This is a genomic window from Halomicroarcula saliterrae (assembly GCF_031624395.1).
Taxonomy (GTDB): domain Archaea; phylum Halobacteriota; class Halobacteria; order Halobacteriales; family Haloarculaceae; genus Haloarcula; species Haloarcula saliterrae.
Genome location: NZ_JAMQON010000006.1, coordinates 42,890 through 64,298, shown reverse-complemented (window position 1 = coordinate 64,298; position 21,409 = coordinate 42,890). Strand labels below are relative to the sequence as shown.

The following is a 21,409-nucleotide window of genomic DNA, read 5'->3' as shown; positions in this document are numbered from 1 at the left end:
CTCGAGAGGCGAGCCAGCCAGAGAACAGCCGGCTACCGAATCGTGCGGTCGGTGACCAGCATCAGTTCCGTGGCGATGTCGCCCTCCAGCCCCTCCGAGGTCACCCGCCAGCGCCAGTTGCCCGTCGCCGTGCCGGGGACGTTGAACCGCGCGTCGCTATCGAGGCCCAGCAGGTCCTGCATCGTCGTCATCGCGACGACGGCGTCGGAGTTCCACACCGCCTCTATCATGTCCCACTCGATACCGTCGCCGTCCGTCCCGAGGTTGTGTTTGAGACAGTCGCGCTGGCGGTCGCCCAGCTCGCGCCAGTAGCCGACGATGGTGTCGGTGTCGTGGGTGCTGGTGTAGCCCACCGACTGTTCGGGGTAGTGCATCGGCTGGTACATGTGTCCCTGTTCACACCAGTCTGCGTACTGCGGGACGCGCATCCCCGGGAAGTCGTAGTGGTCCCGCAGCGAGGCCATGCGCTCGTCCAGAAAGCCGAGGTCCTCGACGAGGAACGGGAGCTCGCCGAGTTCGGCCCGGATTCGGTCGAAGAACTCCCGGCCCGGCCCTTCGCGCCACTGACCGGCCGCCGGGCTGTCGGCCTCGGCCGGGATAGCCCAGAACTCGTCGAACCCTTTGAAGTGGTCGATACGAGCGATGTCGACCTGGTCGAAGAGGCGCTCGAAGCGCTGTATCCACCACCCGAAATCGTTCGCTCTGATGGTGTCCCAGTCGTACACCGGGTTCCCCCACCGCTGACCGTCGTCACCGGGGTTTGGCGGCACACCGGCGACCTCGGAGGGCTGGTTGTTCTCGTCGAGCCGGAACACGTCCGGAGCGGACCAGACGTCCGCCGAGTCCAGCGCGACGTAGATGGGCAGGTCGCCGACCAGTTTGACGCCCCGTTCGGCCGCGTAGTCGGCCATCGCCTGCCACTGCTCGTCGAAGACCCACTGGACGAACTTGTGGTACTGTATCTCGTCGGCGAGCTGTTCGCGACGCTCGTCGAGGGCGTCCGGGTCCCGCGTCACTATCTCGTGGGGCCACTCCGTCCAGAGCTGCCCGTCGAACTCCGCTTTCAGCGCGATAAACAGCGCGTAGTCGTCGAGCCACGCCGCCTCGGTCTCGCAGAACGCCTCGAACGCCCGCTCGTCGCCGTCGTTTGGGTCGGCCACGAACCGCTCGTGTGCGTCGCGGAGGTGGGACTCCTTGAACGCGGTTATCTCCTCGTACCGGACCTCGTGCGGGGAGGCCGCGTCCGGCGCGTCGAGCGCGGCGCCGTCGAGATAGCCGCGGTCGGCGAGGTCACGGAGGTCGACGAGCAGCGGGTTTCCGGCGAAGGCCGAGTAGGCCTGATACGGGGAGTTCCCGTGGGCGCTGGAGGTCGGCCCCAGCGGGCAGAACTGCCACAGCGACTGGTCGGCCTGTGCGAGGAAGTCGATAAACTCCCGGGCCCCGGCGCCGAGGTCACCGACGCCGTGGGGGCCGGGGAGCGACGTGAGATGGAGAAAGACACCACTTTGTCGTTCAAAACGCATACGACCCGGTTCCCGACACAGCTATTTCAAGGTATTGACCGGAGCGGTTTCGACGGCCCCGTGAGGAGCGCGAGTGCGTGAAGGGCGCGAGTGCTGAGGGGTACGGGAGGAGCGCGAGTGCATGAGGTTCGAGATTACCCCCGGGATGGGTCGGTGAGCTGCCGTTCGAGCAGCCGATAATTCCACCTGTTGGCTCTCCAGAGGGCGTCGAACACCGACCCCAGCAGCGGGACGGAGCCCGCGACCGCGTCGACAGCGACGAGCAGCACCATCCCCGCGAGCGTCCGCCGCGGTACTCCGAGCCGGTACGCTTCGGCCACGGGATACAGCGAGATGACCGCGGCGGCGGCGTCACCCGCAATCGGAAGGAGGCTCAACACGGGGTCGAGACCGAAGCGGAAATCAGTTCCCGGGATTCGGACCGCATCGTCGAGCGCGTACGTGACCACGCGAACACGGTTCAGGGCGGCCGTCTCCCGCTCGGTCAGCTGCGTTTCCGGTGCTATCGGGTCCGGTTCCATAGCGACGTGAGGCGCTCCAGAGGAATAGGTGTGTTCTCCGGGAAGGTAGTTCGCTCGTCCGGGAAGCTATCGAAACGGCCACAGTGAATTTCGCGAGTGACGACATCTGGCGGGGAGCGATACGACGGCGATATCCCGACGAGTGGCCCCTGACTATCACAAACGTATTTACCGTATTGACTTGATTTACCAGTACGGGTTACTGATATGCCACCGAAAGTTTTGATGCTTGGCTGGGGGTTCCCACCGAACATCACTGGCGGTCTCGACACTGTCGTCGGGGAACTGTTCGAGCAGCTCGAACCACGCGACGACATCCAGTTCGAGCTGGTGTTGCCGGCGGAGTACGCCCCGGAGGACAGGGACGGTATCCACGGTGTCCCCACCGGACAGGGTGACATCATCACCCGAATCGGCCGTTTGGCCGGCGATTTCGCCGATATCGCTGCGGATTTCGACATCATCCACACCAACGACTGGTTCGGGTACAACCCCGGGACGCGGGCCGCGTCGACCGCCGACATCGAGTGGGTCACGTCGTTTCATTCGCTGTCGGTCGACCGCAACGTCAACCCGCCCGAGCGGGAGGTCCAGACCGAACAGCGCGTCGCGAACCGGTCGGACCACCTCGTCGCAGTCAGCGAGTTCACGCAGCGACGCATCAAAGAGCAGTACGACGCCGACTCCAGGGTCATCTACAACGGCTTCTCCTCGGTCGAACCCGCGGGCGAGGACATCAAGGCGAAGTACGATATCGACGGGAAGATGCTGTTTTTCGTCGGCCGACACACCGACCAGAAGGGCCTTTCCTACCTCATCTACGCGCTCTCGAAGCTCCGTCGCGACGACCTGACCCTGGTGCTCGGCGGAACCGGCCATCTCACCGACCAGCTCAAGCGGTTCGTCGAGCTGCTGGGCATCGAAGACCAGGTCGTGTTCGCCGGCTTCCTCGCCCAGGAGGAACTCGGGGACTACTACGCCAGTGCCGACCTGTTCGTCTCCCCGTCGCTCGCCGAACCGTTCGGGATTACCATCGTCGAGTCGCTCTCGGTCGGGACCCGCGTCGTCGCCTGCGAGAGCGGGGCCGCGGAGCTGTTACCCGAGGACTGCGTCATCGAGGTCACTCCCGACTCGGATTCGATAGCCAGCGGCATCGAGCACGCACTCGCCCTCGATACGCCGATCGAGTACGAGGAACGGACCTGGGAGGACGTGGCCGACGAACACGTCGAGTTCTACAACGAGATTCTGGAGTAGCGACGGGCGAGAGGCGCCGGAGTTATCTGAGAAAGCGGATGTCCGTTATCGGTTCCGGATGGACGATGAAGTAGCCGCCGGCCGTCGGTTCCATACCGGTCACCGAGGACGCGTCAGGGTGGGTGGAGTACGGGCTCTCCTGAGCGCCGCTGCGCGGTTCGTACGGGCTGTCGTAAGCGCTGGCGCCCGGTTCGGCCTCGCGGTCGAAGTCCTCGGGTGGGAGGTATATCTTTTCGCCGGACTCCGAGCGGACGATGACCGCCGTGTCGCGGTCGCCCGTGACGCGGATTTCGGTCCGGCCGTTCCCGATCTCCATGTCGAAATCGACTGATTCGAGCGACGTATCGTCGCTTCCCGAACTCTCACTCATAGCGGGAGATTGTAGGACCGTTTACTTAGTCCTTCGCCACAGGCAACGAGTCCCCAGAGACGAGTGAGCCGGGCAGGTCGGTGTCCCTGGATTCGAGTGAACCGCGCCGGACGGGCGTCACCGGGTCCGGCTGCTCCGCGGCGAACCGAGTTCGTAGCCGCCGGGTAAGCCGATGCTACAGCCAGTCTCGTGTGTGTATGTCCGGACCGATTCATCGGTCAGAGGACGCGATGGCAACTACGTGAGGAACGGGCTGGGACCATCTGAAACGACTAAGGATATCACTGTGACACGAGCAGAGTAGCGTGAAAGGGTACCGGGTTCGCATAATGGAGTACACATGATAGATACGACACAGATACAGATAGCCGCGATCGTCTTTCCGATTATCGTCCTTATCACGAACTTCGCGATCAACTCCGTCACGGACGAGGACGACAGGCGGTATCGGATTTTCGTCGGGGGAATGGGGATTCTGGGGCTGCTCACGGCGATGGTGGCCGCGACGTTACTGTTTATCGGTGGCTTTCTCGAACTGCAGATAATCGTCGCCTACCGATTCCTCATGGTGTCTGTGGTGGTGATTTTCTTCCTCGCGCTGGGAATCATGATTCACGAGCTCTCGCGGGGACTCGACGCCGATGCCGACCGGATATACGTCTTCGTCGGAATCGGCCTGTTCGTCAGCTTCTCGGTCGTCGTTTTGCGTGTCATCTGAGTGGCTTCCGACTGCCGGGTAGAGTGAGTTACGTCGGGACGAGAGGAGGACAACGACTGTGATTACTGTGCCGGAGGTGTGAGAGGAGATGATCAGGACCGAAATGACAAGAAACCCTGAGTGATGAGGGACCACACCCACCCCACTGGTTCCGCTGTTAGCGGAGAGATAGACGGCCCCACCCCCATGGGAGGGGGTGGGTTGTCATCTCGTGGAAAACGGCGTACGGGTTTGGTTTACAGGGAGAATATTTAAACTTATTCACTAGATCTAGAAATGTACGCGGTGGCGTAGCCCTAGAGACGACGATACCGCTCCGACTGCTACAACCACCTCCACAGTTCTTCCACCCTCCCCTCCCTTCTCCTCTCCTAACAGCGGAACCAGTGGGGTGGGTGTCTCCCACCCCACTTCCACGAAACGGGCCGTCTACCGCTAACAGCGGAACTAGTGGAGTCCTCACTATATAAAAGAACGCCAACAGCGGAAGCAACGGAAGCAAAGGAACCAAAGGTTAAGTCCCTCCCCCGCACACTCATTGATGAATGACTGAACTCTCGTTTACGCCGACATCGTCGATATTCGAGAAACGTGAGGCGCTTCTGGAGGAGTGGACACCGGAGGAGCTGGTCGGACGTGACAACGAGTTACAACGGTATCACGCCGCCCTGCAGCCGGTCATCAACAACGAGAGTCCATCCAACATCTTCCTCTATGGCAAAAGCGGCGTCGGAAAGACCGCCGCGACGCGATATCTTCTCAACGCGCTCAAACGGGACGCCGCCGACGTCCACGAACTCGACTTACACACCATCGAGATCAACTGCGACGGTCTCAACTCCAGTTACCAGGCCGCCGTGGCACTCGTCAACGAGCTCCGGGACCCGGCCAAGCAGATATCCAACACCGGCTATCCACAGGCCTCGGTCTACCAGTTCCTGTTCGAGGAACTCAACGAGGTCGGTGGCACCGTTCTCATCGTGCTTGACGAGGTCGACCACATTCAGGACGACTCGCTGCTGTACAAGCTCCCGCGCGCTCGGTCCAACGGCGACGTCACCGAGGCGAAGCTGGGCGTCATCGGTATCTCGAACGACCTCGACTTCAGAAACCAGCTCTCCTCGAAAGTGCGCTCCAGCCTCTGCGAGAAGGAGGTGTCGTTCTCGGCGTACGACGCTCAAGAGCTCCAGCTCGTCCTCCAGCAGCGCGACTCCGTGGCGTTCAAGGACGGCGTCCTCGACGACGGCGTCGTCCAGATGTGTGCCGCCTACGGTGCGAAAGACTCCGGTGACGCGCGACAGGCGCTCGACCTGCTGCTGGAAGCCGGGGACCTCGCCAGGGAGTACAACGATACCCTCGTCACGGAGGCCCACGTCCGCGAGGCGCGACAGCGCCTCCAGACCGACCAGGTCGTCGAGGGGATCAGAAACTACTCCGACCACGGCCAGCTCGTCCTCTATGCGCTCACGCTCCTCGCCGAGCGCGACGAGACGCCGGCCCGGACCAAGGACATCCTCGCTGCGTACCAGCAGGTCGCAAACGAGAACGGCATGGACCCCGTCTCGCTGCGCTCGGTGCGGGACTATCTCGGCGAACTCGACCAGCTGGGAATCATCTCCTCGACGGAGTTCAACCGCGGCAAGGGCGGTGGCAAGTACAAGGAACACGAACTCGAACAGTCCGTCTCGTCGGTCAAGACCGGCCTCTCCGAGATTCTCGACGCCACGCCCTGACCCCGCCGGTTCCGCTGTTACTGCCGCCCGCCCGGAACGGCACCACCACCGACCCTCTGTCTGCGACCCCACTGGTTCCGCTGTTATCCATCGGCTACGCCGCTCTCGCGGCCCGCTGTCGCCGAAGCTCTTCGTGACGACGCGAGTAGCCTCCGTATTCTCCGGCCGCTCACTCTCTCTGATAACCGACACTACCGACCGACCCCACCGGTTCCGCTGTTACCGCTGACGCTCCGGGCGAACACCACTAGTTCCGCTGTTAGCGCGCTCTCCGGGGTCCTGTCGACAGTACGGGGTCCCGTGAGTTCCACTGCTGTCGTTTGTCTCTATCTGTTACCATTTTAGCTACCCTTTAACTGTTATTTCGAGCAACCGACCGTTCTTTCCGTCAGTATTACACCCCTACTACTTCCGCTGTTACCGCCCGCTGTCCCGAAGGACGCACACCACTACTTCCGCTGTTGTCGAGGGTGAGGACGTCCGCCCGACCCCACCGGTTCCGCTGTTACACGACCCGCAGCGCGCCGCACACCCCACCGGTTCCGCTGTTAGGCGAGCGCCCAGCACGACAGAGCCAGTTCTCGGGCGACGGTCGAGTTCGCGAATAGCCGGGCCATTCACAGTCCCGCGACACGCGTCTCGATTCGGCTGAGCGGTTAACCAACATAACCGGCTCCACCGGCGGACTGTTGGTTAATGCGTCCCCCGCCTCGTTCCCTACTCCTGACCATGGGGGTCAGCCCGACGGACAGCTAACGAGGGACTGGACCCCACCGGTTCCGCTGTTAGCGCCCGTCCGTCCACTGGCTGACTGACGTCCGGTGACTTCGCCGCCAGCTCGCGGACGTGGACAGCCCCCCGGCGTGGGCAACTCACCGACGTGCCGTCTGGCATCCCCGTCGGCACCATCGCGATTCGGGCGGGTGTCGAGACAGCGGTAGCTGTTTCCAGTAGCGCGGTGTCGAGATCCAGACAACGCAGTTCTCGAACGCGTTATCCCGATATCGGAGTAACACTCCCAAAAGCGTACCATTCAGTGTTACAATTGCTCTTTCAGTTTTCACTCTCACGTGTACTCTCTTTCTTTGTCCAAAACCCTACCCGGAAACGGAAAACTGCTGGATTTCCTCATCCAGAAACGACGAATCGAAACGTAGCTACGGATATCTATGTGTCTCTCGCCCTTGCCGCCTCGCCACTTCGGTCGAGGTCGTCACGTCGCTCCGAATCAACGCTCCGCTCTGTCGGCCCGTCGTGGAGTACGCTCTCACACGCCGGGGACACCGATAGCCTCGAACGCGACGAGCCCCAGCACTCCCAGGAGGAACAGGACCACGACCGACGCGAGCCAGGCGATGGCGGCGATTCCGATCGCTTCGAGCCAGCCGCCGGGATAGCGGGCGTTGATGACGGCGATGTAGGCCGCGAGCGCGAGCAACGGGCCGAGGAGCGGAATCCAGCCCAGGAAGAACGCCACCAGAGCCCAGACGAATCCACCGATGAGGGCCGTCACGATGGCGTAGGTGTAATCGTCGTAGTCGGCGATCACGCGGGCACCGACGTATATTCCGAGCGCGCCGATGAGGAGGTTCACGACGAAGACGATGAGCGTATCGACGACTGCCATACTGGGCGCGAAGGCCGGTTTCCGGGTAGTTATGACGGGGCTATTCGGGGGACAGTGGCCCGCGGCTCCGAGCGCGTTCGCACGCCACATAACTGTTAAATGTCAGTATGACAATCTGTGTCTATGTGCACCGCCTGGGGTGGCACGGATGGTTGACGTCATGGGGCACTTCGCGATGGCCCTGTTGTGGGCGCTTCCGGCGTGGGCTCTCTGGGACGGTCGGGTGGCACTCCTGTTTATCGGGTTCACGCTCACGACAGCGATGCTTCCGGATGCCGACCTGGTCTTGCGGACGGTCCTGCCGATCACCCACCACGGTATCACGCACACCGTTCTGTTCGTTACGCTCGTGGCCATCGTCGCCGGTGTCGTCGCCGAGTACGCCCTCGAATCACAGCTCGAACGGCAGTGGCTCAAAGAGCGAGGGTACACACTCGCCGCGGGGACGCTGTTCGTCTTCGTTACCGGCGGACTTCTGCTGGGGGGCTACAGTCACCTGTTCGCCGATATGCTCTCGGCACCGGACATCGCCCCGCCGGTCCAGCCGTTCTGGCCCTTCTTCGAGAAACCATGGTCCGTCGACCTCATCTGGTACAACGCCAGGCTGTGGAACGCCGGACTCCTCCTCGTCGCGGTCATCCTCCACGCGCTCGTCGCGGCGACCGGGTTCTCGTACTCCCATCGGTGGGGCATCCAGCGGGCGGAGTAGCGCCGGCCGCTCGTAATTCGGCCGCCAGACTCGACAGTTAAGCCGACGAGACACGCTCGGCCACCGTCGAAGCAGCCTGCACGAACCCTGCCCTCTCGGTTACGACGTGGGTCACGGAGAGGCGCGGACCACCACTTTTGCACACGGAGCGAGAACGCCACGTATGGACATCCGGCAAGCCACGACCGCGGACAGCGACCGCATCAGGCGTATCGCCGAGAGCTCCTTTCAGTCGTCGTTCGCACTCAGTCCCGAGGAGATAGCGACGGTGGTCGAGGAGTGTTTCTCCGCGGACGCCGTCGACGAGCGGCTCGACGACGGGTGGTTCCTCGTCGCCGAGGCCGAGGTCGACGACGACGTGGTTGTCAGTGGCTTTCTCGACGGCACGGCCGCGGGCCGAATCCGGTGGCTCCACGTCGACCCGGAGGCTCGGGGCCGGGGGATCGGGTCGGCGCTGGTCGAGCACCTCGTCGACGACCACAGTGACGACGCACCGCTCGCGTGGGAGGTCCTCGACGACGCCGTCGAGGGCGGGGCGTTCTGCACCAGATTCGGACTCACGGAGCAGGGCCGCGACTGGCTCGAAATCGGCGGCCACGAGTTCGGTGTGACGGTGTACGCCGAGGGCGAGCGGGCAGAGGAACCGAACGAGCCGGCCGTCCCCGTTCCCGACACCGTCCGCGCGGGTGACGAGGAGCGCCCCCTCGACAGCGACGAGCCGATTCCCGGCCGTGAGGCGCCGTTTTTCCACCTGTTCGTCTCCGAACAGCGAGAGTCGGCGTACGGCTACTTCTGTTCGCAGTGTGGCAGCACCGACGTCTCCGCGGACGGGCTTGACAGGCTCGAATGTGGCTCCTGTGGGAACGTCCACCTGGCCGACGAGTGGGACGGGGCGTATCTCTGACGCCGCGCGCAACCGCCCGCTGTCTCCGTGGCCTCACGAGTTCCCGGACCCCGGCCAGTGGCGGCGGAACAACGACGTGAGACCGGTGAAATACCCCGTTCCCCACACCGCCACGAGGACGCCGGCCAGGGTGTTGAACGTCAGGTCGAAGACGATGTCGTCGGTCCCGTACTGCACGAGCACCTCGTCGGCGCCGAGCAGCCCGGCGACGGTCCCGGCACCGAACTCCAGTATCTCCCAGCTCACCCCCACGGCCATGACGAGCGCGACCGTGAAGACGAAGCGGAAGCTGCCGGGGAACCGATTCCGTCGCGAGCGCCGGTCGAGCGCGACGAGTATCGCGTATCCGACGCCGGCCACCAGGGCCGCCGACACCATGTGTGCGACCTGGTCGTACCAGCTGAGGAGGCCGGTCTGGACGCTGTAGGCACCGAGGAACCCGGCCACGTGGAGCAGGGCGGCCAGCACGATCCACAGCAGGAGCCGCGGGTCCGTCTCGTGGGCGTAGTACCAGTCGACCACCGCGGGGACGCCGGTGAGCGCGAGGGCGAGCAGCCCGTTCGTGACCACCGTGAGCCGGCCGGCGAGGGCGCCGTAGCCGACGAGGGCCACCAGCAGGAGCTGGCCGAATCGGGCGGCGACCGCGAACGGACGACCGTCGTCAGTCACGCGGCACCGCCCTCCTCTCGCTCCCCGAGCGGCGGCACACCTCGAACCGGATTCACGGGTCGTCGCCCCCCGGGTCCGCCGTGAGGTGTCGGACTGACGCCCGACGGCGGACGTACAGCTCGAAGAGGCCCCCCGCGAGAACGCCGACGCCGGTCGTGGCGACGAGGTCCCACATGACCTCGGTCTGGTCCCCGAGCACCGTCGTTCCGAGGACCGCGTCGGAGACGAACCCGGCGACGGTCCAGAGCCCCGCCAGGGCCATGGTGACGACGACAACGAAGGCGACGGCGAACTCGGCGCTCATCTGTACCGCAGTCAGCGCGTCGAGGTCGACAGCGACCACCAGCGCGAGCGCCGGGACCGTCACCGAGGCGAGCCAGTCGCCGGCCAGACCCAGCGCGTGCACGCCGACCGGCAGCGCCGCGACGGCGAGTACCTCCCAGGTGACCATCGCGGTCGGGCGCGCGGCGACTGCGGGCGGGAGGAGCGCCACCGCGAGCACGGCCGCTCCGAGCCCCGCCCAGAGCAGGTCGCCGGCAATCGCGTGTGTGGCCGTCGCGAGCGCGAGGGCACCGGCGAGTATCCACCCGAGCACGCCGTCGACGCCGTCACTTTCCAGTCCGAGAGACATCGACAGTACGACAGTACCCGCTGTGGCCCCCTAAATCCAGGGCCGGATATCCGTCCACACGCGACGCGTCGCGGGACCGGGCGACCGACGCCTCGGTCCCGTCGCGGGGCATCGGGCCGAGCGACAGCGGCCCGCGCTACAGCCGCGGCGACTGGGACTGGACGGTGTCGGCCACGTCGCTGACGACGCCGCCGAGCAGAACCAGCGTGTCGTCGAGGGTGACGATACCGCGGAGGGCGCCGTTGTCGTCGACTATCGGCAGTCGGCGGATCCCCTCGTCGCTCATCACCTGGATGGCGTCGAAGATGCTCATCGACGGGTCGGCCGTGAACACGTCGCCGTGGAGCAGCTCGTCGGCCGTCCGCTGGGCGATGTCCGGCATCTCTTCGAGCGCGAGCGCCACCTTGCGGTCGGTGATGACGCCGATGGGTCGGTCCTCCTCCACGACTACGACCGAGCCGACGTTGCTTTCGGCCATCTTCGCGACGACAGTTCGGACCGGAGTGTCCTTCTCGGCAGTGACCACGTCCTCGGTGATGATTTCGTTGACCCGTCGCGGTTTGAGCATCGCCTCCTGTCTCGCCTGTCGCTGGGGCTGTTGCATCCCGAACGGCTGTGTGGTCTGCTGCTGGACGCCGCCTGCTTGGGACGCCTGTTGGACCGACTGTGAGTGGCCCAGCCGCTGTCCGGGCGGCGACTGGCCCTGCTGTGGAGCCTGTGGTTGTCCGGCCTGTCCGAACTGTTGTGTTGGCTGCCCGGCCTGCTGTGTTGGCTGCCCGGCCTGCTGTGTGGGCTGTCCGGCCTGCTGTGTGGGCTGTCCGGCCTGCTGTGTCGGCTGTCCGACTTGTTGCCCGGGCTGTTGTGTCCGTTGTCCGGCTTGCTGTGTTGGCTGTCCGACTTGCTGCCCGAACTGTTGTGTCTGCTGTGTGGGCTGTCCGACTTGCTGTGTGGACTGTCCGGCTTGCTGCCCGAACTGCTGTGTTGGCTGCCCGGTCTGTTGTTGCCCGAACTGTTGTGTCGGCTGTGAGATGCCCTGCTGTCGTGGTTGCTGTGTCTGTGACGGCTGCTGTGAGCGCTGGGTCGGCGGTCGCTGTCCGGTCTGGTCGCTCCGTCGGTCGTCTGTCGGGGTGTATCCGTGGTTGGGTGTCATGGTGATGTGCTATCCGCTGGCGGCCGACGGTGCAACCGTTCGCTCCAGTGTCAGATAAATCCTTGCCGGGGCAGCGGTCGGGTGGTCTCGAAGGGCTGTCAACTGGGCTGTACGGGCCGATAGCCGCCGGCCGCCGAGCGCGACACTCGTCTGTCCGATGGCGAGGAAAAGTCCTACTTATTCCGGTAAGCGGGGCGAAAACTGTCGAATCATCGACCGTCTTTATGTGTTCTGGTCGGTAGTTTCCGACGCTGGCCCGGAGGACAGTATGACATCGGACGAGAGCGACCCACCGGACGAGTCCGCCGACGGCGAGCAGTCCCGCGGACAACCGCGGGACCCGGAGACTGGGCGGTTCCTCGCGAAAGACGAACGGCCCGAGGCAGGGACAGACCCGTCCGAATCGGCGACGTCCGAGGACGACTCGACGGCGGACTCTCCCGCGGCGGCCGAGGCCTCCGCCCAGTCCCGCGCTCGCCCCCGGACGACTACCACAGCAGCCGCGCCCCCTCGCACCGTGTTCGTCCCGAACCCGAGCGGGTATCCGCGACCGAGCGCGCTGTATCTGCCCGCGCTCCCGTGGCTTCGGTTGCCGTCCCGACCCCCGACCCACAGGACGGTTCGACTGACACAGTAACCGTTTACTATAACACTGATATCAGTGTGAAGTAACCCCCTCCCAGTCGCGCGCTGTCGCCCGGGCGTGTCAGTTGATGGGACAGAACTTTGCGTCACGCCGGCCTACGTTTCGCCATGCGCGACGACGATTCGTACGACCCGGACCACGAGCGTGTCCAGGAGGATGCAGTCGACCGCCGTCGGGCGCGGACCGAGACCGTCGAAGACGCGCTGGGCCACGTCGGCGGACTCCTCGAGGAAGCGAAGTACCCCGTCACCGCGGAGGAACTGTCCGTCGAATACGGCGACGAGGTGCTGGACCTCCCCAACGAGACCGAGTCGCTGGGGTCGGTGTTCGACCGCCTCGTCGACGAGCGTTTCGAGTCCGCGGACGAGGCCCGCGAAGCTGTCTACCACGAGCTGACCGGGCGTGCCGACGGGCCAGCGGAGTACAACGAACAACGCCCGGTCGACCCGCTCGACGACGACGAGGCGTAGTGCCGGCCCCCGTGTGCCTGTCCGCCGGCGGCCTGCAGACGCAGGTCACAGCCGTATGCCCCTCGGGCGGCACCGTCCGAACATGGACCAACAGATAACTGAAGCGGACATCGGGAAGATAGTCGTCTACGACGGGGACCCCGTGGGACGGGTCGGCGAGTACCGAAACGCGACGGCGTACGTCGACCGCGACCCGGATATCGACGAGACGATACAGGGGAAGCTCGGCTGGGACGACACCGACGAGCTGTGGCCGCTCCAGCCCGAGGTCGTCAGGGAGACGACGGACGAGGAGATACGCCTCGACGCGCCGATGTGACGCTGCTGTGGTCCGTCGCCGCTGTGACGGCCACCTACGAGCGCTACTGACACCTGATTGGGCCACACTAACCTTCAACACGGGCGCGACCGAACCACGGAGTGGAGCGAACCTATGAGTCAGAGCCAGCAGTCCGTCCAGCAGCAGCGCCAGCCAGCCACCGAGAGCCAGGGCTCGACCGGCCAGCAGTCCGAGTCGCTTACGGCCCCCGTCGGCACGCAGTACCCGACGCGAAGCTATCTCCCCGAGAGCGTCAGGTCGACGAGTATCGGGGTGCTAAACCAGTGTCTCGCCGACCTCTCGGCGGTGCACATGCAGCTGAAACACGCTCACTGGAACGTGAAAGGCATCGAGTTCTACCAGCTCCACGAACTGTTCGAGGACCTCGTCGACGACTTCGAGCCGCACATCGACGCCGTCGCCGAGCGAGCGAGCGCGCTCGGCGGGCAGCCGATGGGGACGGCGGCCGCCGTCGCACAGCAGTCGTCGGTGCCGCGGCTGTCACACACCGCCGCTGACGGGCAGTCACTGGTGGACGAACTCGCCTACAACATCTCGGTGCTCGACGCCACGCTCTACCGCCAGATAGAGCTCGCCAGCCAGCAGGGCGACCTCGACACGGCCGACCTGCTCAACGAGGTGTCCCGCGACGTCTCGAAGGCCCTGTGGTTCCTCGAAGCCCACCTTCAGTCCCCACAGCAGGGGACTGGGGCCGCTTCCGCCCAGCAGGGCGCCGTCGGCACCCAGCAGTAACGACGCGGCCTCGGATCGACCCTTCGCTTCCGCCCGTTCCTGACAGGGAAACAGAGTTTTGCCCTCTCGGGCCGAAGGGGGCGTATGACGGGACGAGGCGAGACACCGGAGCGAGAATCGGACGCTCAGGCCACCGACGACGCGACGTCGTTGTCCTTCGGCCAGACACTATACGACGACGCCGGCCGGCCCGTCGGCAGCGTCCGCGGCATGGAGGCCGGTGGGGTCTTCCTGACCACCCGTGACGGCGTCGAAGCGTTCAGTGTCGAACACGTCCGCTCGGGACACTCCTTCGGTCAGGCGGAGCTGATGTGGCGCTGTCTCAACTGCGGTGAGATGGGCGACCTCGGCGACGCGTTACCCGAGAGCTGTCCGAACTGCGGCGTCGAACGCGAGGAACTGATGTACTGGACCGAGGACTGAGAAGGAATTCGGGACGGCGCTGTGCTGGATAGCGTTTCGGACCGGCGGTCGGTCCGACGGACCGCGACGCGGGCCGCTACCGACCGGACTGGCGGGGGCCGCCGGGGAACTGCTGCATCTGCTGTTGCTGTGCGACGCCGCCGCCCTGCTGTGCCGGCGCGCCCGGTGGCATCTGTCCTCGCTCCTGCATGCCGCGCTGGGGCGTCTGCTGTACCATCTCGTCGGGCAGCACGAAGTGGACCTCTGTGACCGGAACGAAGCCGTCGGCCTTTCGGTCCTCCGCCTCTTCCTCTTCGTCCTCTTCGCCGGCCTCTGTCGGCCGGCCCGGAGTCTCCTGGAAGAACAGGACGCCCGAATCTATCGCCTCGAAGTCGTCACACTGAATCGTGGTTCCGTCTTTACAGATAATCTGCACGGTGAATCACCAGTCGATGTTTCTGCTGGCCGATAAATAAGTACAATTGCGCTAGCCGCGTCGGCGCCGCGGTATCACCCGACTACTCCCGCGTCCTCGATAAAAAAGAACGGCGTGACGCCCGACTTAGGCGTTCTCGACCGGCACCTCGGTGGCGGCGGACTCCTCTTCGGGCACGCCGCCCTCGACTGCCGGCTGGGGCTGCTGTGGCTGCTGGCTCTCCTGCACCGGTGCCGGCTGGGTCTGGTGCTGGACCGGCGGCTGCTGTATCTGCTGGCCCGGCGGCTGCTGTATCTGCTCGGTGGGGGGCTGCTGTATCTGCTCGGCAGGTGGCTGCTGTATCTGCTGGCCCGGCGGCTGCTGTATCTGCTCGGCGGGTGGCTGCTGGATCTGCTGGCCCGGCGGCTGCTGCATCTGCTCGGCGGGGGGCTGCTGGATCTGCTGGCCCGGCGGCTGCTGCATCTGCTCGGCGGGGGGCTGCTGGGTCTGCTCAGCGGGCTCAATCTTTTGTGTCGGGGGTTGTATCGGCTGCTGACCGGCCGACTGGGGCTCCGGTGTCGGCTGCTGGCTCGCCGGTGCTTGCTGTCCGGACTGGCCCTGCTCCCCCGGGGAGGTACCGATGCCCTGCTGGCTGAACATCCCGTTCCCGCTCTGGAGCTGCTGTCGCTGGGACTGCAGTTGCTGCTGACCGAAGTTACTGGCCTGCTCGATGCCCTGCTCGGTCATCTGCGTGGCGTTCTCCGCGGCGTTGTCGACGGTCTGGAAGTAGGTGTCCATCGCTTCGCGTGTGAGCTCGGCACTGCGATTGCCGAGCCAGCTGCTCATCTCCAGCCCGTTGAGGAACAGCTTCCCGGCGCTCTTCTGGAGCTCGATGGACTGTTTGAGGGGAATCTCGACCGCTTGATCCAGTGCCTCCTGTCCGATGTCGAGGGCGTTTTGCTGCATCTGGATCGCGTTGCTCATCAGCTCGTCTGTCTGCTTCATATCGGATTGACTCATGATTGTGTTAGTGAGGCGTAGTCGGCGCACACGGTGCACACACCGTTCGGGCGCTTCTCAGACTGGGGCCGGGCTGTTCGGACTTCACCGGCCAGTACCCGGCGACGCGCTACACCTCGGTCGTGTGCAACGGGACGGATGGGGGTGTTGTTAATAAAGCGGCGGCACTGTTCAGCGAGTAAGCGGAAACTCGCACCACGGCGGACGGACGACTCTCAGGCCTCGGGCCGCCGTGACCGCGATACCACTGTCGGTCGCGGTCCGGTCACGCCTCACGACGGAAGAATCCGCTTACGGCTCGCTCAGCGAGTGGGGTGTGGTGTCTGTCGTGGCGGGACGATGGCGATGCGTCCGTCGCTGTACACGGTCACCTGGTGGCTCCAGACGGTGAACGTGAGCATACCGTTGATGCGCTGGATGCTGTCGTCTTTCGGTTTGAACAGCTGGTCGAGCGCGTCGGGGTCGATGTAGTCATAGAGCGTAAAGCCCGTATCAGTGACGTCGACACCGCTCACGTCGGAGAGCGCGTGGGCGAGTGTCGTCGTGAGCTCCGCGGGACCGTCGAAGTCGTGTTTGACGAAGTACGTCTGGGTATCCCGCACCTGCTGCTGTTGCGGAGAGTGTGATTTCGCGTGTGTCTCGTTGCGATACATTGGTTGTGACACTCTCTCATTGTCATCGGGGTAATAAAAGCTTTCCCCTCGATGAAACCGTTCATTGGGGCAGAAAAACGGGGGACAACGAGCGGTTCGACACATCTGATTCACCGGGTAGCGGACCAGATTACGCGGTAACCTGAGCTTACACCGATTCAAAAAGCTACTCCTCCGCAAAACGACGGCCCAGTGGCCACTGCCTGACTCTCCCCGCTGGTGTCACGGCACGTACGGTTATCCCCGCTCTCGTGGGCTTACCGGCGCCGATATCGGGTGGTCGAACCGGGTAGGAGTAGTCGACCGTTCGGCAACGTCTGGTCCGACGGCCTTACTCCTCCGCGTGTTCGACGCTGAGGACGACCTGGTCGTCGTCGATGTGGTCGATGTGGTCAGTCCCCAGCAGGTAACTCTCGTCGTCGTGCTCGCTCCAGCCGAGCACGGTCCGAATGCGGTCGGTTATCGAGGGGTGGGGGTCGACGTACATCTGGCCGCCCTCGACGTCGACGACCATCCCGACCTCGTCCCCGTTCGGGTTGACGACCGTCTTGCCCTCGTCTTCCTCGCTCGGCGTCATCCGCACGTCACCCTCCCCTGCTGTGGCTTCGGTCGTCGGCTCGTCCGTCTCGGCCGCCATCGGTTCGTCTGTCTCGCCCGCCATCGTCTCGTCTGTCATTGTCTCGTTCGTCTCCGACGCGGCGACCGTCGCCGCGAGGTCGACGTCGTACTCCTCCTGTTCGACGATTTCGCTGTCGACGACCGTGTGGGCGATAGCGTCAGCACTGACGGTCTCGGCGTTGGAGACCTCGCCGGTTATCTCCTTGCTGACGCTCATCTCCTCCTCGATGGTCTGGCGACGGAGCAGGTTCGTCTCGATGATATCGTCCTCCCGGAACTGGCTTTCGACGTGGCCGTGCTCGACGGCGGCCTGGGCCGTCTCGGGCGACTCGACGAGTTCGCCTTCGAGGATGGTCTCGGTGACCCCCTCGATGTCCACCGTCTCGCGCATCGTATCGGACTCGACCGTTTCGGTCTCCTCGACGTCGGTGTCGACGATCTGACTCTCGATAGTCAGTCGCTCGACGACCTCGCGAGTGACCTCCCAGCCCTCGTCGACGTCGATCTCGACGTCATAGGGGTCTTCGAGCTGCGTGCCGGGCTGGAACCACGTCAGGTCGGTCGTGGACTCGTCCGGCGGTTCGGCTCGTGTCACCGAACACTGGTTCACGTCGGTCGTCAGCAGGTCCACGTCGACGATATCCGACTGGATGATCTCACGGTCGGCGATTTCGCTCTGGACGGTGGCCTCCTCGACGACGACGTGTTCGACTACTCGGCGTTCGGTGATTTCGGTCTCGACGGTCTCGCCTTCGACGAGTGCCTCTTCGACCGCCTCGCTCTCGACCGTCGCGCGACCGATGACCTCCGAGCGCTCGACGACGTCGATCTCACCGGACTCCCCGCCGCGTCGGACTGCAATCATGTTCCGGTCCCGCATCTCCCGCTCGAACTCCTCCCAGGACAGCTCCTCGTGAGCCGAGCGCGTCTCGGACTCCGGGACTATTTCGAGCCGTTCTTCGCCCTCGTGCTCGTGACGGACCGGTACCAGCGTCTCTGTCTCCGACCACGACCGTATCGTCTCGGAATCGGCAGTCACCTGACTCTCGGTATGTGTCTCTCTGTCGTGTGACATCGGTTACATTTCTACCTTCTGACGCATAAGTCTCTTGCAGTGACATATCAGTAACCGTAGCGTTCCTCCCCGTGCGTCATGGTCTGGCCGCGGTTACCCCGACTGTGGTCACGACTCCCAGTCGGGTGCGTGCTCCCGGCGGTACCGGTCCAGACTGTCACGGGCGACTTCGAGGTGCTGTTGGACGGTGCCGTCCGTGTGGTTGCCCAGTTTCACGAGCTCCGCTTCGAGTTCCTCCAGTCGGGCCCCCTCCTCGGTTTCGTCGGGCAAGGTCTCATCGCCCGACAGACTCCCGAGCGCTTCGTCGATGGACCGTAACTGCTCTCGCACCGTCGCGTCGTCGGTCCGGTCGCTGGCTGACTGGACGGCGTCGCGGGCGATAGCGATGCTCGACACCATACGCGGTGTAGCCGGTTCGGACGGAAAGCCGTGTGGCTTCCCGACTACGGAGTCACTCGGTGTGGCCCTGCACGTCGCTTTTCCACGTCGCCCGCAAAGAAGTCATATGGCTGACCAGTACGACATCTCCTGGCTCAGAGTCCTCTGGGCCGCCGCCGGACTGTTCATCGTTCTCAGTATCGCCTTCGTCCTGTACGCGTTCGTGGGCGCCATCGTGGCCGGGCTCTTCCTCTACTACGCGTTGCGGCCGGTGAACAGATGGCTCGAAGACCACCTCGACCACCCCAACGTCAGCGCCACGGTCACGCTGCTCGTGGTCGGTGTCCCGCTCATCGTGGTCGTGAGCTACGCGGGACTGGTCAGTATCCGCGAGGCGGACGCGTTCCTCCGGCAGGTGAACCTCGGGCAGTACCGGTCGGTCCTGCAGCCCTACATCAGCATCGCCTCACTGACCGAGGCGGGGAACGTTCTGAATCGAATCAGCGCTATCGCTCCGCGACTGGTCGGTCTCGGGTCGACGATATTTCTCTGGGGCATCCGCCTGTTCGTCGTCGTCACGGTCGCGTTCTACCTCCTCCGCGACGACCGGAAGATATCCGCCTGGGTCCGCGAGACGATGGGCCGAGAGTACGGCGTCGTCCCGTTTCTCGAGGGCGTGGATTCGGACCTTGACATGATATACACAGGCAATCTCATCACTATCGGGGCCACCGGTGCTGTCGCCGTGGTCGTCTACTACGGGCTCGACTTCCTCGCGCCGACGAACGCCAACATCGTCTTCCCCATCCTGCTCGGACTACTGACAGGCGTCGCCACGCTGATACCCGCCGTGGGGATGAAACTCGTCTACTTCCCCTACACGGGCTATCTCGTCTGGGTCGCCTACAATACCGGTGGCGGCTACTGGTTCCCCATCGTCTTCTTCCTCGTCACGCTCGTCGTCGTCGACACCGTCCCCGACATCTTCATCCGCGCGCAGATATCCAAGGGGGACCTCAACATGGGCCTCATGCTGTTGACCTACACGCTCGGTGCCGTCGTCTTCGGCTGGTACGGCGTCTTCCTCGGGCCGATACTGCTCGTCCTCTTCTTGCACTTTATGCGCGACGTGTTCCCCAATCTCATCGACAGCGGGACGAAAGAGGTCGTTTCCGGGAACGACTGAGACGAAACGGCCGAATATGGGCCACACCGCCTCCCTACCGCTCATCGCGGAGAGCCACGGGTCCGGGGTGAGCCTATTTCTTTAGACGTGGTAGTGATACAGGCCGATTGTGAACTGGTCTATTGAGTGGCATGTTCACACGACCGTCAACCCCAGACAGCACGACCCCCGGCAGGACGCACGAGAACCTGGACGATCTCCTGTCGGACCCGCACTGCAAGCATCTCCTCGAGTTCCTCTGGCGAACGGAGGAACCGGTCCCACTCGCCACGGCGTCGCGGTACATCGTCGGACAGATTACCGGCACGTCGGCCACGCAGGTCCCCGAAAACGTCCAGCGACGGGTCCAGACCTGGCTTCACCACGGGCAACTGCCGGCGCTTGCGGCCCACGGTCTCGTCGTCTTCGACGCGGACCGGGGCACCGTGGAGCTGACAGACGACACCGTGGTTCCGCTACTGCTGGCGGACGACGAGGCGACACAGGGGTACGAGCCATCGGAGGGCCCCGACGAATCGCCGGAGTACGGTCGCCAGTGACCCGGGACTGTCGCTGTGACCTGCTCTGGCATTTATAAGCTGGCTGTAACTATACCCCAGTCCCGTGAACGCCGAACCGGGGCGGCGACGGCGGGACGACCACCCGGTGACGTCGTCACCCACGTCTACTATGAACCATCATTCAACACAGCAGTCCGACGACGAGCAGCAACAGGGCCGACGTTTCAACCAAGGGCGGCAGCAACAGGGCCGACCTTTCAAGCAGGGACAGCAGCAACAGGGCCAACCTTTCAACCAGGGACCGCAACAACAGGGTCGACCTTTCAACCAGGGACAGCAGCAACAGGGCCCACCTTTCAACCAGGGACAGCAGGACCGAGGGTTCAACCGGGTCAGACAGCAGAGCCAGCAACAGCAGCGCCACCAGCAGGGTGGACAGGGCAACCGACACCAGGGGCACCAACAGCAGGGTGGGCAGCACCTGCAGCAGAGTGGACAGTACCAACAGCATCGGCAGGGTCAGGGCCAGCACCAGCAGACCCACCACCTACGGGGTAACCAGCAGGGCCAGCAGCCCCAGCACCAGCAGGGCCAGCAGCCCCAGCACCAGCAGGGCCAGCAGCCCCAGCACCAGCAGACTCACCAGCTACGGGGGCAACAGCCCCAGGCTCACCAACAGCACCAGCAGTCCCAGAGTCATCAACAGCAGCTGGGCCACCAGCAGGGGCAACAGCACCAGAGCCAGCAGAGCCAACACGGATACGGCGAGTCCCGACAGGAGTACGAACAGCACCAGCCCGGCCAGTCCCAGCTCCGGGAGCGCGACCAACGGACCGACCGCTCACACCACACTTCGCGGCACGGATAACGACTACGCCGGACGGCGCGAGCATCGCTCCGAAATTATAACACCGACATCAGTGTGAACCCAGCCTGCTACTGCGAGCCGCGCATGTCCGCGTCGACCGGTGTCGACGATGTCGTCTCCTTCTCGGGCTGAATCGTGAACGGGCCGACCGCCAGCGTCTGGACCGTGATAGCGGCGACACGGAGGACGTAAGGACGACGCAGGGCGCAGCGGTACGGTGTACGCAAACAGGATACCGAGAGCCGGGGCCGAGAGCAATCCGACGCCGAAATTCGGCACGCGGTCGCCGTTTCT

The 21,409-nt window shown here is 64.4% G+C and carries 27 protein-coding genes; 12 read left to right on the top strand and 15 right to left on the bottom strand.

The features are described 5' to 3' along the window. Positions 1 to 32: 32 nt before the first annotated feature. Together malQ and NDI56_RS18295 are read right to left on the bottom strand one after the other, a co-directional pair. Complete coding sequence (gene malQ, locus NDI56_RS18300) at positions 33 to 1,523, bottom strand: 4-alpha-glucanotransferase (protein WP_310921154.1); 1,491 nt, start codon at positions 1,521 to 1,523, stop codon at positions 33 to 35. 134 nt (positions 1,524 to 1,657) lie between these two features. Further along, positions 1,658 to 2,044 (bottom strand): DUF4112 domain-containing protein, encoded by a 387-nt coding sequence (locus tag NDI56_RS18295; RefSeq protein ID WP_310921153.1) that lies wholly within the window; start codon positions 2,042 to 2,044, stop codon positions 1,658 to 1,660. Between the two features lie 207 nt (positions 2,045 to 2,251). Between NDI56_RS18295 and NDI56_RS18290 the strand changes: the two genes are divergently transcribed. After that, a complete protein-coding gene (locus NDI56_RS18290) occupies positions 2,252 to 3,301 on the top strand; it encodes a glycosyltransferase family 4 protein (RefSeq protein ID WP_310921152.1) in 1,050 nt (349 codons plus the stop codon). Between the two features lie 22 nt (positions 3,302 to 3,323). On the opposite strand, the gene NDI56_RS18285 is transcribed toward NDI56_RS18290, so the two are convergent. Then, entirely contained in the window at positions 3,324 to 3,671 is a 348-nt protein-coding gene (locus tag NDI56_RS18285) for a DUF7510 family protein (RefSeq protein ID WP_310921151.1), read from the bottom strand. 340 nt (positions 3,672 to 4,011) lie between these two features. Between NDI56_RS18285 and NDI56_RS18280 the strand changes: the two genes are divergently transcribed. Then, positions 4,012 to 4,389: a hypothetical protein gene (locus NDI56_RS18280; protein ID WP_310921150.1), complete on the top strand. Its 378-nt coding sequence runs from the start codon at positions 4,012 to 4,014 to the stop codon at positions 4,387 to 4,389. A gap of 545 nt (positions 4,390 to 4,934) precedes the next feature. Further along, complete coding sequence (locus NDI56_RS18275) at positions 4,935 to 6,122, top strand: orc1/cdc6 family replication initiation protein (protein WP_310921149.1); 1,188 nt, start codon at positions 4,935 to 4,937, stop codon at positions 6,120 to 6,122. A 1,267-nt stretch (positions 6,123 to 7,389) separates the two neighbouring features. Here NDI56_RS18275 and NDI56_RS18270 read toward each other — a convergent pair. Continuing rightward, the gene (locus NDI56_RS18270; protein WP_310921148.1) at positions 7,390 to 7,749 is read right to left on the bottom strand and encodes a hypothetical protein; all 360 of its coding nucleotides are present in this window, start codon (positions 7,747 to 7,749) and stop codon (positions 7,390 to 7,392) included. A 148-nt stretch (positions 7,750 to 7,897) separates the two neighbouring features. Here NDI56_RS18270 and NDI56_RS18265 point away from each other — a divergent pair, with 148 nt between their 5' ends. Then, positions 7,898 to 8,458 carry a metal-dependent hydrolase gene (locus NDI56_RS18265; protein WP_310921147.1) on the top strand — a complete coding sequence of 187 codons (561 nt, stop codon included), beginning with the start codon at positions 7,898 to 7,900 and terminating at the stop codon, positions 8,456 to 8,458. Positions 8,459 to 8,621: 163 nt separating this feature from the next. Then, on the top strand, positions 8,622 to 9,362 hold the full coding sequence (locus NDI56_RS18260; protein WP_310921145.1) for a GNAT family N-acetyltransferase: 741 nt from the start codon (positions 8,622 to 8,624) through the stop codon (positions 9,360 to 9,362). Positions 9,363 to 9,395: 33 nt separating this feature from the next. Here the strand turns inward: NDI56_RS18260 and NDI56_RS18255 are convergent, their stop codons facing one another. From NDI56_RS18255 to NDI56_RS18245, 3 genes are all read right to left on the bottom strand, one after another. Then, entirely contained in the window at positions 9,396 to 10,031 is a 636-nt protein-coding gene (locus NDI56_RS18255) for a DUF2238 domain-containing protein (RefSeq protein WP_310921144.1), read from the bottom strand. 52 nt (positions 10,032 to 10,083) lie between these two features. Further along, positions 10,084 to 10,662, bottom strand: coding sequence for a hypothetical protein (locus NDI56_RS18250; protein ID WP_310921143.1), 579 nt, complete (start codon positions 10,660 to 10,662; stop codon positions 10,084 to 10,086). 136 nt (positions 10,663 to 10,798) lie between these two features. Further along, the gene (locus tag NDI56_RS18245) at positions 10,799 to 11,812 is read right to left on the bottom strand and encodes a CBS domain-containing protein (RefSeq protein ID WP_310921142.1); all 1,014 of its coding nucleotides are present in this window, start codon (positions 11,810 to 11,812) and stop codon (positions 10,799 to 10,801) included. Positions 11,813 to 12,080: 268 nt separating this feature from the next. Here NDI56_RS18245 and NDI56_RS18240 point away from each other — a divergent pair, with 268 nt between their 5' ends. The 5 genes from NDI56_RS18240 (at position 12,081) to NDI56_RS18220 (ending at position 14,423) form a co-directional block, all read left to right on the top strand. Further along, positions 12,081 to 12,449: a hypothetical protein gene (locus tag NDI56_RS18240; protein WP_310921141.1), complete on the top strand. Its 369-nt coding sequence runs from the start codon at positions 12,081 to 12,083 to the stop codon at positions 12,447 to 12,449. A 116-nt stretch (positions 12,450 to 12,565) separates the two neighbouring features. After that, positions 12,566 to 12,928 carry a DUF5789 family protein gene (locus NDI56_RS18235; RefSeq protein WP_310921140.1) on the top strand — a complete coding sequence of 121 codons (363 nt, stop codon included), beginning with the start codon at positions 12,566 to 12,568 and terminating at the stop codon, positions 12,926 to 12,928. An 82-nt stretch (positions 12,929 to 13,010) separates the two neighbouring features. Beyond that, positions 13,011 to 13,247, top strand: a complete 237-nt coding sequence (locus NDI56_RS18230; protein ID WP_310921139.1) for a PRC-barrel domain containing protein — start codon at positions 13,011 to 13,013, stop codon at positions 13,245 to 13,247. Between the two features lie 114 nt (positions 13,248 to 13,361). After that, positions 13,362 to 14,000 carry a DNA starvation/stationary phase protection protein Dps gene (gene dps, locus NDI56_RS18225; protein WP_310921138.1) on the top strand — a complete coding sequence of 213 codons (639 nt, stop codon included), beginning with the start codon at positions 13,362 to 13,364 and terminating at the stop codon, positions 13,998 to 14,000. Positions 14,001 to 14,084: 84 nt separating this feature from the next. Next, on the top strand, positions 14,085 to 14,423 hold the full coding sequence (locus NDI56_RS18220; RefSeq protein WP_310921137.1) for a DUF7130 family rubredoxin-like protein: 339 nt from the start codon (positions 14,085 to 14,087) through the stop codon (positions 14,421 to 14,423). A 76-nt stretch (positions 14,424 to 14,499) separates the two neighbouring features. Here the strand turns inward: NDI56_RS18220 and NDI56_RS18215 are convergent, their stop codons facing one another. The 5 genes from NDI56_RS18215 to NDI56_RS18195 all read right to left on the bottom strand — a co-directional run bounded on the left by NDI56_RS18215 (position 14,500) and on the right by NDI56_RS18195 (position 18,582). Continuing rightward, positions 14,500 to 14,838, bottom strand: a complete 339-nt coding sequence (locus NDI56_RS18215; protein ID WP_310921136.1) for a hypothetical protein — start codon at positions 14,836 to 14,838, stop codon at positions 14,500 to 14,502. A gap of 126 nt (positions 14,839 to 14,964) precedes the next feature. Then, the gene (locus NDI56_RS18210) at positions 14,965 to 15,822 is read right to left on the bottom strand and encodes a hypothetical protein (RefSeq protein ID WP_310921135.1); all 858 of its coding nucleotides are present in this window, start codon (positions 15,820 to 15,822) and stop codon (positions 14,965 to 14,967) included. A 317-nt stretch (positions 15,823 to 16,139) separates the two neighbouring features. Beyond that, positions 16,140 to 16,490, bottom strand: coding sequence for a HalOD1 output domain-containing protein (locus NDI56_RS18205; protein ID WP_310921134.1), 351 nt, complete (start codon positions 16,488 to 16,490; stop codon positions 16,140 to 16,142). 331 nt (positions 16,491 to 16,821) lie between these two features. After that, entirely contained in the window at positions 16,822 to 18,183 is a 1,362-nt protein-coding gene (locus NDI56_RS18200) for a hypothetical protein (RefSeq protein WP_310921133.1), read from the bottom strand. A 108-nt stretch (positions 18,184 to 18,291) separates the two neighbouring features. Then, positions 18,292 to 18,582, bottom strand: coding sequence for a DUF7553 family protein (locus NDI56_RS18195; RefSeq protein WP_310921132.1), 291 nt, complete (start codon positions 18,580 to 18,582; stop codon positions 18,292 to 18,294). 106 nt (positions 18,583 to 18,688) lie between these two features. On the opposite strand from NDI56_RS18195, the gene NDI56_RS18190 reads away from it, so the two are divergent. After that, complete coding sequence (locus NDI56_RS18190; RefSeq protein ID WP_310921131.1) at positions 18,689 to 19,747, top strand: AI-2E family transporter; 1,059 nt, start codon at positions 18,689 to 18,691, stop codon at positions 19,745 to 19,747. 131 nt (positions 19,748 to 19,878) lie between these two features. Next, entirely contained in the window at positions 19,879 to 20,286 is a 408-nt protein-coding gene (locus NDI56_RS18185) for a DUF7344 domain-containing protein (RefSeq protein ID WP_310921129.1), read from the top strand. A gap of 142 nt (positions 20,287 to 20,428) precedes the next feature. Here NDI56_RS18185 and NDI56_RS18180 read toward each other — a convergent pair whose 3' ends face one another. The 3 genes from NDI56_RS18180 to NDI56_RS18170 form a co-directional block, all read right to left on the bottom strand. Beyond that, positions 20,429 to 20,794, bottom strand: a complete 366-nt coding sequence (locus tag NDI56_RS18180) for a hypothetical protein (protein WP_310921127.1) — start codon at positions 20,792 to 20,794, stop codon at positions 20,429 to 20,431. 99 nt (positions 20,795 to 20,893) lie between these two features. Continuing rightward, positions 20,894 to 21,076, bottom strand: a complete 183-nt coding sequence (locus tag NDI56_RS18175; RefSeq protein ID WP_310921126.1) for a hypothetical protein — start codon at positions 21,074 to 21,076, stop codon at positions 20,894 to 20,896. Positions 21,077 to 21,183: 107 nt separating this feature from the next. Beyond that, entirely contained in the window at positions 21,184 to 21,342 is a 159-nt protein-coding gene (locus NDI56_RS18170; protein ID WP_310921125.1) for a hypothetical protein, read from the bottom strand. Positions 21,343 to 21,409: the final 67 nt, after the last annotated feature.